The following is a 13,715-nucleotide window of genomic DNA, read 5'->3' on the forward strand; positions in this document are numbered from 1 at the left end:
GCACTCGGGTGTGGCCGTCCATGGCCAGGTGGCGGGGGTGGGCCGGCCGGTCGGCGGGGTGGTTCCGGACATCTGACGGATGTCGCACGGGGGCCGCTGTCCCCGAACCTGGAGCACATCGCGGCGTCTCACACGATCCGGAGTCACGCTGCGCCGAGTAGGAGGTCGATCCCATGACGGTCCGCCTGACGTTCCTGTGCGTGCCCGGCGGTGGCGCCACCACGGGGCCACTGCTCGACGACGCCCCCTCGAGCACTCACAGCCTGCACATGGCAGCCGCGACGAAGACGACGCTCCTGCCGTCCCACGAACTGGCCCTGCGGGCGCCCTCGGCGCGCTGTACGCAGGCCGCCGACGCCCTCGGTCTGGTCACGGCACCCGAGCCCGCGCTGTGCGACCTCGATCTCGGCAGCTGGTCGGGGCTCCCCCTCGACGACGTCGCCGCGACCGACCCCGACGGGTTCACGGCCTGGCTCACCGATCCGGATGCCGCACCCCACGGCGGCGAGTCCGTGCGCGAGCTCTGCCGTCGTACCGCGGACTGGATGAACGACACGGCGCCGGACACGGGCCACACGGTGGTCATCGCGGAAGCGGCCGTGGTCCGGGCCGCGCTCATCCGCGCGCTGGCCCTGCCGGCACGGGCCTTCTGGCACCTCGCCGTGCCACCCCTGTCCCCCGTCTCCCTCACCCGGCGAAACGGCTCCTGGGACGTTCGCCTCGGCCACCTTCCCGGTGAACCGGGTCAGCGAGTGGCCTTCTCGCGGTCGGCGACGCTCGTACGCCCGCGCCGGGCCGACTGGGCGACGGGGAGCCACCAGGTCCTTCCGGGCCACGATCGGCACTAGGGCCTGTTGCGAAAGTGGTCCTCTGCCGTGCGACGAGGCCACTTTCGCAACAGGCCCTAGGGGCGGACCGGGTCCCTTGCCGGACGCGATCCGCACAGGAGGCAGCCGGGAGGAGCCGCACCGCTCACCGGCAACGACCCTGGGCCGGGCAGGATCATCCTGCCCGGCCCGCCTTCGAGTCGGCTGTGCGCCGCGGATCAGCGAGTCAGCTGGTCAGCTGGTCAGCTGGTCAGCTGACCAACTGGTCAGTGCCAGTGGCCGCCGCGGCGGTCGTGGTCGCGGTACCAGTCGTCACGGTCGTGCCAGCCACGACCGTCGTGCCAGCCACGACCGTTGTGCCAGCCGCCACCGTTGTGCCAGCCGCCACCGTGGCGCCAGTGGTCGCCGTGCCGCCAGCCGTCGCCGGCACGGCGGTGGTCACCCCAGTGGTCGACACGGCGCCAGTCGTCGTCGCGACGGTGCTCGCCGCCCCAGTAACGGTCCCCCGGGCCGGGGTAGCCGTGCGGCGCGACGACGATGAGGCCGGCCGGGTGCGGATGGGCCGCGGAGTGGTCGGCGGCAGCGGCGGGCAGAGCGGCCGCGCCCACGACGGCCGTGGCCACGCCGAAGGCGACGGCGAGGCGACGGACGGATGCAAAAACGGACACCAGGTCCCCTTTCACGGGATGCCCCTCCCAGCCGGCCGCGGTCTCACGCGTCGGCCTGAGGGGCGTTGTTCGGGTGGCGGCTGGTCGGCCGCGCATCCACACCCTGCAACTCGCATCCCGGTGTCGCGGTACGACGCGCGAAGGACATTACCGATTGAAGATATTTCCGTGACACTCGCCTGCAATGACCATCTATGAGATGAATGCGAGCTTTTCTACCCGGATCTGCCCTTTCTCGCCTGGCTGGGCGGCGAATCGCCCCGGCCTCTGCCGAGTCACACAAACCGGTCGGTCACCCGAAAGTGAGCAACGGACCACTACTCCGGTCAGGGCACCATCGGACGATCGGGCCGGACCCGTGCATACTGTCGAGCGGCACACGACTCACGGCTCGCGAGCGATCTCCGGCCCGCACCCGCGCAGTGCGGTCGTTCCCGTCCCGCAGGAGTGGCAGCAGCCCCGGGGTGCACGGTCGCACCGGAAGCTCGCTTGACTCTCACACCGTGTCAGGCGGTGAGGTCGGAGACATCATGTTCACCATCGGAGACTTCGCCCGGCACGGCCGCGTCTCGGTCCGGATGCTGCGCCACTACGACGCGACCGGGCTGCTGCGTCCGGCTCACGTCGACCCCGCCAGCGGCTATCGCCACTACACCGCCGCCCAACTCGCCCGCCTCAACAGGATCATCGCGCTCAAGGACCTCGGATTCACCCTCCAACAGGTCCGGGACATCGTGGACGAGAGAGTCGACGTCGAGGAACTACGCGGCATGCTGCGGTTGCGGCGGGCCGAACTGGAGACCGCGGCGGCCGCGGCGGCGGCGCGGCTGGTCCAGGTCGATGCGAGGCTCCGAGCGATCGAGAGCGAGGGTCACATGCCCACGAACGACGTTGTGATCAAGCAGGTCCCCACCGTCCGGGTGGCCGAACTGACCGCGACCGCGGCGAGTTTCGAGCCCGAGGCCATCGGACCGGTCATCGGACCGCTCTACGACGAGCTGTTCCGGCGGCTCGGTTCGACGGGGGTCGCCCCCACCGGGCCCGGCATCGCGTATTACGACGACGCCCCGGAGGGCGGTGGCAGGATCAGCGTCCACGCCGCCGTCCAGGTCGCCGCACCTCTCCAGGACGGAGGCGAGGACGAGAGGGACGACACCGTGCGCGTCGTGGACCTGCCGGCTCTCGGCGAGGCGGCGACCATCGTGCACCGCGGCTCCATGGACACCGTGCTCGCGACCGCGCAGGCGCTGGCCCGCTGGGTCGACTCCCATGGCTACCGGTTCACCGGCCATCCCCGCGAGGTGAATCTGGAGTGCCCGGAGAACCGGGACGACTGGGTCACCGAGCTGCAAGCGCCGGTGATCCGGGCCTGACCCGGCGCGCTCCAGGGTGGTGCGGGGGCGCTGTCCGCTCCCGTTCCCGGCCTGGGGTGTGAACGGTCGGCGATGTGAACGGTCGGCGCTCCTTCGGCGACACGACCCGATCAGGAACGGGCCTCCTGCGACTCCGAACCGGTCATACAGTATGCGGAATCACCCCGTCGACAAGTCCGACGTAAGTAGGGTGATGACATGAAGGCACTTTTGTTGTCTGGTGGCTCAGGTACCCGTTTGCGCCCCATAACCCATACCTCGGCGAAACAACTCGTACCGGTCGCGAACAAACCGGTGCTGTTCTACGGTCTGGAAGCGATCGCCGAGGCCGGCATCACCGAGGTCGGGATCATCGTCGGGGACACGGCCGAGGAGATCCGGGAGGCGGTCGCGGACGGTTCCTCGTTCGGTCTCGACGTCACCTACATCCCGCAGGAAGCTCCCCTGGGGCTGGCCCACGCGGTGCTGATCGCCCGTGAGTTCCTGGGCGACGACGACTTCGTGATGTACCTCGGCGACAACTTCGTCGTCGGCGGCATCACGGACCTGGTGGATGCCTTCCGCGCCGAGCGGCCGGACGCCCAGATCCTGCTGACGAAGGTGCCGAACCCCACCGCCTTCGGGGTGGCCGAGCTGGACGCGGCGGGCCAGGTCGTGGGCCTCGAGGAGAAGCCCCGGCATCCCAAGAGCGAGCTGGCGCTGGTCGGCGTGTACCTCTTCACCCCCGCTGTGCACGAGGCCGTCCGCTCGATCGAGCCGTCCTGGCGTGGGGAGTTGGAGATCACGCACGCCATCCAGTGGCTGATCGACGCCGGGCGCGACGTGCGCTCCACCACGATCTCCGGCTACTGGAAGGACACCGGGAACGTCACGGACATGCTGGAGGTCAACCGCTCGGTGCTGGAATCCCTGGAGCGGCGGATCGACGGCACGACCGACGAGGACAGCGAGATCATCGGCCGGGTGCGCATCGAGGCGGGGGCCAAGGTGACCGGCAGCCGGATCGTGGGCCCGGTGGTCGTCGGCGCGAACACGGTGATCACCGACTCGTACATCGGTCCCTACACCTCGATCTCCGGTGACTGCCGGATCGAGGACAGCGAGATCGAGTATTCGATCGTGCTGCGCGACTCCTCGGTGAGCGGCGTCCGGCGCGTGGAGGCCTCCCTCATCGGCCGCAGCGTCGAGGTCACCCCCGCCCCCCGCAAGCCCGCCGCCCACCGTTTCGTGCTCGGCGACCACAGCAAGGTGCAGATCTCGTCATGACCACAAAGATCCTGGTGACCGGCGGTGCCGGATTCATCGGCTCCCACTACGTCCGCACGCTCCTCGGCCCGGCCGGCCCGGGTGATGTGGCCGTCACGGTGCTGGACAAGCTCACCTACGCGGGCAACCCGGCCAACCTCGACGACGTGCGCGACCACCCCGGATTCGCCTTCGTCAAGGGCGACATCTGTGACGGCGAGCTGGTCGCCGAGCTGCTCGCCGGACACGACCAGGTCGTCCACTTCGCCGCCGAGTCGCACGTGGACCGTTCCATCCTGGGCGCCGGGGAGTTCATCCGGACCAACGTCCTCGGCACCCAGACACTGCTGGACGCGGCGCTGCGCCAGGACCGGTCGAAGACGTTCGTGCACGTCTCCACCGACGAGGTGTACGGCTCCATCGATTCCGGCTCCTGGCCGGAGACGGACCCGCTGCGCCCCAACTCCCCGTACGCCGCCTCCAAGGCGTCCAGCGACCTGATCGCCCTGGCGTACCACCGCACCCACGGCCTGGACGTGCGGGTGACCCGCTGCTCCAACAACTACGGCCACCACCAGTTCCCCGAGAAGGTCGTCCCGCTGTTCATCACCAACCTGTTGGACGGCAGGAAGGTCCCGCTGTACGGCGACGGCGGCAATGTGCGGGACTGGCTGCACATCGACGACCACGTCCAGGCCCTCGAACTGGTGCGCGCCGGGGGACGCGCCGGGGAGGCGTACAACATCGGGGGCGGCACGGAGCTGTCCAACAGGGAGCTGACCTCCCTGCTCCTGGAGGCGTGCGGCGCGGACTGGGACTCCGGTGTCGAGTTCGTGGCCGACCGCAAGGGGCACGACCGCCGCTACTCCGTGGACTGCGCCAAGCTGCGCACGGAACTGGGCTACGAACCCCGTAAGGATTTCGCCACCGGCCTTGCGGAGACGGTCACTTGGTACCGCGAGAACCGTGACTGGTGGGAGCCGCTGAAGGAGCGCGCGACGCTGTGACGCGGGTGCCGGCGGGGACGTAGGGCCGGCTTCGGACGACGAACAGGGAACCATGAGGACCATGTGGCTGATCACCGGTGCCGGCGGCATGCTCGGGCAGGACGTGCTGGCGCGGCTGCGCCGGGACGGTGAGCGGGCCGTCGGCCTGGCGCGCGGCGAACTCGACATAGCCGACGCCGACGCGGTGCGGGAGGCGGTGGCCACCCACCGTCCCCGGGTCGTGGTCAACTGCGCCGCGTGGACGGCCGTCGACGACGCGGAGACGCACGAGGCCGAGGCCCTGCGGGTCAACGGTGACGGGCCCGGACGGCTCGCCGAGGCGTGCGCGAGGTCGGGCGCCCGGCTGATCCACGTCTCGACGGACTATGTGTTCGCGGGGGACGGGACCACTCCCTACGCCGAGGACGCGCCGACGGCACCCCGTGGCGCGTACGGGCGTACCAAGCTGGCCGGGGAGCGGGCGGTGCTGGCCGCGCTCCCGGAGGCGGGGTACGTGGTGCGCACCGCCTGGCTGTACGGGGCGGGGGGCGGGAACTTCGTCGACACGATGATCAGACTCGAGGCGCTGAAGGACACCGTCGACGTGGTCGACGACCAGCGTGGCCAGCCGACCTGGACGGTGGATCTCGCGGACCGGCTGGTGCGGCTGGGACGGGCCGCCCTGGCCGGCGGCGCGCCGGCCGGGATCTACCACGGCACCAGCGGTGGGGAGACGACCTGGTTCGGCCTCGCCCGGGAGGTGTTCCGGCTGCTCGGCGCCGATCCGGGCCGGGTCCGGCCGACGACCGGCGACGCCTTCGTACGGCCCGCTCCCCGTCCCGCGTACAGCGTCCTGGGGCACGACCGGTGGCGCCGGGCCGGGATCGAACCGATCCGTCCGTGGCTCGAGGCGCTGGAGGCGGCGTTTCCGGCTCTGCTCGACGAGAGAAAGGGTTCAGCCAAGTGAGCACCAGGATCCAGCCGACCGCCCAGGTCGACGAGACGGCCGCCATCGGCGAGGGGACGACGGTCTGGGATCTGGCCCAGATACGGGAGGACGCCCGGCTGGGTGCCGGGTGCATCGTGGGCCGGGGGGCGTACGTCGGTCCGGGTGTGCGGATCGGCGACAACGTGAAGCTGCAGAACCACGCGTTGGTGTACGAGCCGGCGGTGCTCGGGGACGGGGTGTTCGTCGGTCCGGCGGCGGTGCTCACCAACGACCACTTCCCCCGCTCGGTGGACCCGCAGGGCCGGCTCAAGCGCGGTGGCGACTGGGAGGCCGTGGCGGTGGTGGTGGCCGAGGGGGCGTCGCTGGGGGCCCGTTCGGTCTGTGTGGCACCGGTGCGGGTCGGCCGTTGGGCGCTGGTCGCGGCGGGCGCCGTGGTGACCCGGGACGTAGCGGACTTCGCGCTCGTGGCGGGCGCGCCGGCGCGCCGGATCGGCTGGGTCGGCCGGGCCGGGGTGCGGCTGGTCGAGCGTGCGGGCGAGCCGGGCGGCTGGGAGTGTCCCGAGACGGGTGCGCTGTACGACGAGAAGGACGGCGAACTCGTAGAGCGGGCATGACAGTTGATTCTCGCAAAACGCCATTCCTCGAACATCCGCAGGCATAACATGTGTTCGAACTGTGCAGACCAGGCACAGTGCACGTACACGTGCCCAGGGGGGGTTACGCAGGTGGGGAAGACCTGTGCCTGACGCGGGAAGCGACGACCGCTCCGTCGCCTGACATCCGCTGTGCCTTCACGCCGGTCGGCCATGTGCGCCACGGCGTTCACAAGTCTGCGCGAAAAACAGGACCCACAGGGGGGTTGGTGTGTCCAAACGATGACCAGCACACGTCTGGCGGCGCTCGGCCATGAGGAGCCGGCGCTGCTCGCGCTCGCCCAACGGCTGCTCTCCGTCGCCGAGTCGGGGCTTCCGGCGATGCTGCTTCCCGGCGGCGAGGCCTTCGTCTTCACCATGGCCGGGCACAAGGCCCCCGATGGTTCCTGGACGCTGGAACGGCGCGGGACCAGCACCCGCTACGCGGCCATCACCGCACTCGGCGCCCGCTTCCTGCCCGAGGACCGTCAGCGCGCGGTGCTCGGCGGGCGCAGCGCACAGGAGTTCACGGGCCTGCTCGTGGAGTCCCTGCCCGCGGTGACCAACCTCGGGGACGCGGCGCTCATCGCCTGGGCCGCCGCCGAGACCGAGCACCCCAAGCTGTCCGACGCCGTCGAGCGGGTCGACGCCCTGGACGAGGAGGGCCGGCCGCAGTACACCGTCGAGGCGGCATGGGTGTTGTCCGCTCTCGCCGCCGCGCGCGGCACGGTCGATGTGGAGAGACGTTTCACCGCAGCTCGCGACCGTCTGCTGCGGGCCCGGATCGGGGACAGCCCGCTGTTCCCGCACGCCACAGGACCCGGCCTGGTGCCGTGGTACCGGGCGCACGTGAGCTGCTTCGCCGACCAGACCTATCCCCTTCAGGCCCTGGCCCGCGCTCACGCCGGCGCGGACGGGGGCGGCGACCCGGCGGCGCTGGCCGCCGCCGAGGCGTGCGCGGCGCGGATCTGCGAGCTCCAGGGCGACGGTGGGCAGTGGTGGTGGCACTACGACGCGCGCACCGGCGGCGTCGTGGAGGGCTATCCGGTCTACAGCGTCCACCAGCACGCGATGGCGCCGACCGCGCTGTTCGATCTCGCCGACGCGGGCGGCACCGACTTCGGCGCCGCCGTCCGCAAGGGCCTGCGCTGGATGACCGACGTGCCCGAGCTGGCCGGGCGCCCTGAGCACCGGGAGCCGATGATCCTGGACCGGCTCGGCGTCACCTGGCGCAAGGTCTACCGGGGCGATCCGAAGAAGGCCGTACGGGCCGCGCGGGGACTGGGCACCCGGGTCGCCCCGAGCCTGCGGCTGAGTTCCCTGGACCGGGTGTACCGCCCGGCGTCCGTGGACCGGGAGTGCCGGCCCTACGAGTTCGGCTGGATGCTCCACGCCTGGCTGGGGGGCGGCGTATGAGCGCGCGCCGGTCGCTGTTCGGGGTCGAGCTCGACCCCCTGACGATGGACGAGACCGTACAGCGGTGCCTGGATGCGGTACGGGACGAGCGGCAGCTCGAGATCGGGGTGGTCAACGCCGCGAAGCTGGTGAACATGCGGCGCGATCCCCGGCTCGCCGCGGCCGTGGCCGGCTGCGACCTCGTCCTCGCCGACGGACAGGCCGTGGTCTGGGCCGGCCGGCTGCTGCGGGCCCCGCTGCCCGAGCGGGTCGCCGGTATCGACCTCTTCCTGCGGCTGCTGGGCGAGGCGGAGTCGCAGGGCATGTCCGTGTACTTCCTCGGCGCCAGGCAGGAGGTGCTGGAGCAGATGCTTCGCCGGGTGGCGGATCGTTTCCCCGGCCTCAAGGTGGCCGGCAGCCGGCACGGCTACTTCGACGACTCCGAGCAGGAGGGGATAGCCGACGCGATCGCCCGCAGCGGCGCCCGGATGCTCTTCCTCGGCATGACCTCGCCGAAGAAGGAGATCTTCACCGCCGCCTACGGAGCGCGCACCGGCGCCCGGGTGGTGCACGGGGTCGGCGGTTCCTTCGACATCCTGGCCGGGATCACCAAGCGGGCCCCCGCGTCCTGGCAGCGGTGGGGCGTGGAGTGGCTGTACCGCGCCCTGCAGGAGCCGCGCCGCCTCGGCCGGCGCTACCTCACCACCAATGCTGCCTTCGTCCTCATGACGGCGCGCGAGTTCATCCGGCTCACCCCGTCGCCCGCTCCCGCGAACAGGAGTAGCTGATGCGTGTCGTCGTGGTTGGACAGGGATACGTCGGACTGCCACTGGCCATCCGTGCCGCCGAGGTCGGACACGAGGTGATCGGCTACGACGTGGACGCCCAGCGGATCAAGAGCCTCGCCGCCGGCGAGTCGTTCGTCGAGGACGTCTCCTCCGAGCGGATCCGCGCGGCACTGGACCGGGGCAGCTACCGCCCCAGCGACTCGGCCCGCGACTGCGGCGGCTTCGACGTCGCCGTGGTGACCGTGCCGACCCCGCTGCACGAGGGCTCCCCCGACCTGCGCTACATCAAGGAATCGGCGGCCACCCTCGCCCGCTACCTGCGCCCCGGCGCCACCGTCGTCCTGGAGTCGACCACCTACCCCGGCACCACCCAGGAGCTGTTCGCCCCGATCCTGGAGGACGGCTCGGGCCTGACCGCGGGCAAGGACTTCCACCTCGGCTACAGCCCGGAGCGGATCGACCCCGGCAACACGGTGTGGGGGTTCAAGGAGACCCCCAAGGTCGTCTCCGGCGTCGACGCGGCCTCGCTGGCCGCCGTGCGGGACTTCTACGGGCAGCTCGTCGACACCACCGTGGCGGTGGGCTCGCCCAAGGAGGCCGAGCTGGCCAAGCTGCTGGAGAACACCTTCCGGCACGTGAACATCGCGCTGGTCAACGAGGTCGCGATGTTCGCCCACCACCTGGACATCGACGTCTGGCAGGCCATCGACGCCGCCTCCACCAAGCCGTTCGGCTTCATGCGGTTCACGCCTGGGCCGGGCGTCGGCGGCCACTGCCTGCCGATCGACCCCTCGTACCTGTCCTGGCGGGTGCAGCGCGAACTCGGCCAGAGCTTCCGCTTCGTGGAGCTGGCGAACGACATCAACAACCACATGCCGGAGTACGTGGCGCGCCGCATCGGCGAGCTGTTCAACGTGAGACGCCGTTCCGTGAACGGCTCGAAGATCCTGCTGCTCGGCCTGGCCTACAAGAAGAACACCGGTGACGCCCGCGAGTCGCCCGCCCTGCGCATCTCCCAGCTCCTGCTAGACATGGGGGCCCAGGTGAAGGCGGCGGACCCGCACGTGGTCGAGAGCCTGCCCGTGGACACCCGGCTGGTGCGCGTCGACCCGACCGCCGAGGAGCTGGCGGCCGCCGATGTGGTGGTCCTGCTCACCGACCACGACAGCTTCGACTACGACCTCGTCACCGAGCACGCCCCCTTCGTCCTCGACTGCCGCCGGCGGCTGTCGCCCGGGCCCACGATCGAGGTGCTCTGAACCATGCCGCGCATCGTCTGTGTAGCCGGGGCGCGCCCCAACTACATGAAGATCAAACCGGTGATGGACGCCCTGGAGCGCCGCGGCGCCGAGGTGGTCCTCGTCCACACCGGTCAGCACTACGACCCGGCGATGAACGACGTGTTCTTCGCCGACCTCGGCATCCGGCCGCCCGACCGCTTCCTCGGGGTCGGCTCCGGCAGCCACGCCGAGCAGACCGGGCGCGTGATGACCGCGTTCGAGCCGCTCCTCGGCGAACTGACCCCGGACGTCGTCGTCGTGGTCGGCGACATCAACTCCACGCTGGCCTGCGCCCTGGTCACCGCCAAGGCCGGACCGCTGCTGGCCCATGTGGAGGCCGGTCTGCGCAGCCGCGACTGGACCATGCCCGAGGAGGTCAACCGGGTCGCCACCGACCGCGTCAGCGACTATCTGCTGGCCCCCTCCCCCGATGCCGTGGAGAACCTGCGCGCGGAAGGGTACCGGGAGGACCAGATCCATCTGGTCGGCAACGTCATGATCGATACGCTGCTGGCCAATCTGGACCGGGCCAGGGCCTCCGGTGTGCTCGACCGGTACGGCCTGGCGAGAGGCGAGTACGGCCTGGTCACCCTGCACCGTCCGGCCAACGTGGACGACCCCGAGGTGCTCACCGGCCTGCTGAAGGCCCTGGGCGAGATCGCAGGCCGCTGCCCGCTTCTGCTCCCCGTGCATCCGCGCGCTGCCGAGCGGCTGGCCGAGATCGGCGTCCCGGGAGGCATCCGGCTGGTGCCGCCCGCCGGATACCTGGACTTCATCGCCCTCCAGGACGCCGCCCGGCTGGTGCTCACCGACTCCGGCGGCGTGCAGGAGGAGACGACCGCGCTGGGCGTGCCGTGCGTGACCCTGCGGGACAACACCGAGCGGCCCATCACCGTCGAGCAGGGCACCAATCTGCTGGCCGGCCGTGATCCGGTACGGATCGTGTCCCTCGTGCACCGGGTGCTGGACACACCGCCCGCGCCGCGCCGGCCCGAACTCTGGGACGGCCGCGCCAGCGACCGCATCGCCCAAGTGCTGCTGGAGGGAGGCACGGCGAGCACCCGACCGAGACCTACCGACCGAGCATTCCCCATATGATCCGCACGCCACATATGCTCGTCGAACGTCTGGTCGTAAGGGGGGACCACCATGGATCTCGCTGAGATCTTCCGGGTCATGCGCAGGCGCTGGTACGTCCTGCTGCCCGGACTGCTGCTGACCGCGTGCCTGACGGTCGCCGTGGCCCTGGTGGTTCCGGTCACCTACCAGTCGCAGAGCACGGTGGTCCTCCTCAACTCGCAGAAGGCCACCGTGGCCTACGACGGCAACCCCTTCCTCAGCACCCAGACCTCGCTCACCGGCATGGCCGACAGCCTGGCCCGCAACCTCAACTCCGACGTCTCCGTACGGGCACTCAAGTCCCGTGGCGCGACGGGCACGTTCGAGGCCAAGCTCGCCGACAACGCCCAGGGACCGCTGATGTGGCTGACCGTCACCGGCACGGACAAGGCGGCCGTGCTGTCCTCGGACCGCCTGCTGACCGCGTACGCCAAGGAACGGCTCGACCAGTTCCAGCGGCAGCAGTCGGTCGCGCCGAAGGCCATGATCCGCATGACGACGATCGTGCCCCCGCAGAACCCGGTGGCCCAGACCAAGACCCGTCTGGAGTACCTGATCCTGGCCGGCCTCCTGGGCCTGGTGGTCAGCCTGGTCGCCGCGTTCTACGTGGAGGCGCGCCGGCGCTCGCGCACGGCGGCGGCACCGCCGCGGGACGCCGCGCGCCCGGTCACCGCCCCCGAGGCGGCGCGGGGTGAGCCGGTCGCCGAACAGACCATCGCCCTGCGGACGCAGCCCAGTTGGTCGCGGACCGCCGAGAACAGGACCTCGGCGGAGCCGAGGGCGGGGCGGTCCGCCACGGCCGTGGCGCCCGCCGCCGAGCCGCTCGACGAGGAGTCGACTCATGGACAGCGTTCGCACACCGGACAGCGAGACCGCTGAGCCGAGCGACACTCCCGCTCCCCCCTCCCTGGGCCACAAGGTCGTCACGGCCGCCCGCTGGAGCCTGATCAACACCGTCGTCATGCGCCTCGGCAACTTCGCCACCGGCATCCTGCTGGCGCGCTTCGCGCTCGGACCGGCCGAGTGGGGCGTCTACGGCCTCGCCCAGACGGTGCTGCTGGTCCTGCTGTCCGCGAACGAACTGGGCGTCGGCCTGGCCATCGTCCGCTGGGACGGCGACCCCCGCCGGTTCGCGCCCACGGTGCTGACCCTGGGCTTCGCGTCCAGCGGCCTGCTGTACGCGGCCATCTTCCTCGCCGCGCCGACGGTGGCCGGGCTGCTCGACTCGCCCGGCGCGGCGGGCGTCCTGCGGGTGATGTGCCTGTGCCTGGTGATCGACGGGGTGGCCCAGGTTCCCGCCGGGATCCTGACGCGTGAGTTCGCCCAGGGCAGGCGCATGCTCATCGACGCCCTCAACTTCGTCCTCAGCACCGCCGTCACCCTGGTCCTGGCCTTCACGGGCTGGGGCGCGATGAGCTTCGCCTGGGGTGCGGTGGCCGGAAACGTCGCCGCCCTCGTCGGCTGCGCCCTGGCCGCACCCGGTGCCCTGCGGTTCGGCTGGGACCCCCGACAGGCCCGCGCCCTGCTCAAGTTCGGGCTGCCCCTGGCGGGTGCGAGCCTGCTCGCCCTCGCCGTCGTCAACGTGGACACCATGGTCGTCGGCTCCTCCCTCGGCCAGACCGCCCTCGGTTTCTACGTCCTGGCGTTCAACATGTCCGGCTGGCCGGTGCGGATCATCTCCGAGGCCGCCCGCCGCGTCTCGTTCGCCGGCTTCTCCCGGCTCGCGAGCTCCCCGCAGGCCCTCGCCCAGGGCTTCAGCCGCGCCCTGGGCGTTCTGGTCACCGGCACCGTGCCGCTCTGCGTCCTGCTGGGCGGCCTCGCCGCCCCGGTCGTCCACCTGGTCTACGGCAGCACCTGGGTGCCCGCCGCCGCCGCGCTGCCCTGGCTGATGGCCCTCGGGCTCGTCCGCATCGGCTGCGAACTCGCCTACGACTGCCTCGTCGCCGCCGGTCAGCGCCGCTCGCTCATCCTCGTCCAGGGCCTCTGGGTCCTCGCCCTCGTCCCCGTCCTCGTCGTCGGCGCCCACCTCGGCGGCATCGTCGGCGTCTCGCAGGGCCATGTCGTGGTCGCCGCGGTGCTGGTCGTCCCCGCGTTCCTCTACGCCCTCGGCAAGGCCGGGATCGGCCTCACGCACATCGCCAGGGCCTGTGCCTGGCCCCTCATCGCGGGCGCCGTGATGACCCTGGTGCTGCTGACCGCGAAATGGCTGCTCGGCGACGGCACCCTCGCCCTCTTCGTCACCGGCGCGGCGGCCCTCGCCTGCTACGCGGTGTGCGTACTGCCCAGCCGGCGCTTCCTGCTCGGCTCCCGGACCCCGGAGACCGCATGACCAGGCTCCACCGCCCGCTCGCCCGCCCCGCTCTCACCCTGCTGGCCCTCGTACTGTGCGCCGCCTGCTCGTCGGGCGGCGGCCCCACCCGGGCCGCCCGCTCCCCGCCGACCCACGCGGTTCT

General features: G+C 71.3%; 13 protein-coding genes. 12 read left to right on the top strand and 1 reads right to left on the bottom strand.

What is annotated here, in order from left to right; genetic code table 11:
• The first annotated feature begins 173 nt into the window (after positions 1–173).
• Positions 174–848 (top strand): histidine phosphatase family protein, encoded by a 675-nt coding sequence (locus V7E45_RS32125; RefSeq protein WP_333777753.1) that lies wholly within the window; start codon positions 174–176, stop codon positions 846–848.
• 245 nt (positions 849–1,093) lie between these two features.
• On the opposite strand, the gene V7E45_RS32130 is transcribed toward V7E45_RS32125, so the two are convergent.
• The gene (locus V7E45_RS32130; protein ID WP_333777754.1) at positions 1,094–1,495 is read right to left on the bottom strand and encodes a hypothetical protein; all 402 of its coding nucleotides are present in this window, start codon (positions 1,493–1,495) and stop codon (positions 1,094–1,096) included.
• Positions 1,496–2,025: 530 nt separating this feature from the next.
• Here V7E45_RS32130 and V7E45_RS32135 point away from each other — a divergent pair.
• From V7E45_RS32135 to V7E45_RS32185, 11 genes are all read left to right on the top strand, one after another.
• Positions 2,026–2,868: a MerR family transcriptional regulator gene (locus V7E45_RS32135; RefSeq protein ID WP_333777755.1), complete on the top strand. Its 843-nt coding sequence runs from the start codon at positions 2,026–2,028 to the stop codon at positions 2,866–2,868.
• Positions 2,869–3,066: 198 nt separating this feature from the next.
• Positions 3,067–4,134 (top strand): glucose-1-phosphate thymidylyltransferase, encoded by a 1,068-nt coding sequence (locus tag V7E45_RS32140; RefSeq protein WP_333777756.1) that lies wholly within the window; start codon positions 3,067–3,069, stop codon positions 4,132–4,134.
• On the top strand, positions 4,131–5,120 hold the full coding sequence (gene rfbB, locus V7E45_RS32145; protein ID WP_333777757.1) for a dTDP-glucose 4,6-dehydratase: 990 nt from the start codon (positions 4,131–4,133) through the stop codon (positions 5,118–5,120). The genes V7E45_RS32140 and rfbB overlap by 4 nt, the downstream gene beginning before the upstream one ends.
• Before the next feature lie 52 nt (positions 5,121–5,172).
• Positions 5,173–6,066, top strand: coding sequence for a dTDP-4-dehydrorhamnose reductase (rfbD, locus tag V7E45_RS32150; protein ID WP_333777758.1), 894 nt, complete (start codon positions 5,173–5,175; stop codon positions 6,064–6,066).
• On the top strand, positions 6,063–6,662 hold the full coding sequence (locus tag V7E45_RS32155) for an acyltransferase (RefSeq protein WP_333777759.1): 600 nt from the start codon (positions 6,063–6,065) through the stop codon (positions 6,660–6,662). Before rfbD ends, V7E45_RS32155 begins: the two co-directional genes overlap by 4 nt.
• Before the next feature lie 261 nt (positions 6,663–6,923).
• Positions 6,924–8,096: a hypothetical protein gene (locus V7E45_RS32160; protein WP_333777760.1), complete on the top strand. Its 1,173-nt coding sequence runs from the start codon at positions 6,924–6,926 to the stop codon at positions 8,094–8,096.
• Positions 8,093–8,863, top strand: a complete 771-nt coding sequence (locus V7E45_RS32165; protein ID WP_333777761.1) for a WecB/TagA/CpsF family glycosyltransferase — start codon at positions 8,093–8,095, stop codon at positions 8,861–8,863. Before V7E45_RS32160 ends, V7E45_RS32165 begins: the two co-directional genes overlap by 4 nt.
• Positions 8,863–10,122 (top strand): nucleotide sugar dehydrogenase, encoded by a 1,260-nt coding sequence (locus V7E45_RS32170; protein WP_333777762.1) that lies wholly within the window; start codon positions 8,863–8,865, stop codon positions 10,120–10,122. Before V7E45_RS32165 ends, V7E45_RS32170 begins: the two co-directional genes overlap by 1 nt.
• A 3-nt stretch (positions 10,123–10,125) precedes the next feature.
• Positions 10,126–11,241: a non-hydrolyzing UDP-N-acetylglucosamine 2-epimerase gene (wecB, locus tag V7E45_RS32175; protein WP_333777764.1), complete on the top strand. Its 1,116-nt coding sequence runs from the start codon at positions 10,126–10,128 to the stop codon at positions 11,239–11,241.
• A gap of 51 nt (positions 11,242–11,292) precedes the next feature.
• A complete protein-coding gene (locus tag V7E45_RS32180) occupies positions 11,293–12,141 on the top strand; it encodes a Wzz/FepE/Etk N-terminal domain-containing protein (RefSeq protein WP_333777766.1) in 849 nt (282 codons plus the stop codon).
• Complete coding sequence (locus tag V7E45_RS32185; protein ID WP_333777768.1) at positions 12,104–13,591, top strand: oligosaccharide flippase family protein; 1,488 nt, start codon at positions 12,104–12,106, stop codon at positions 13,589–13,591. Before V7E45_RS32180 ends, V7E45_RS32185 begins: the two co-directional genes overlap by 38 nt.
• Positions 13,592–13,715 lie beyond the last annotated feature (124 nt).

This window comes from Streptomyces sp. IBSBF 3136 (assembly GCF_036815105.1).
GTDB lineage: Bacteria > Actinomycetota > Actinomycetes > Streptomycetales > Streptomycetaceae > Streptomyces.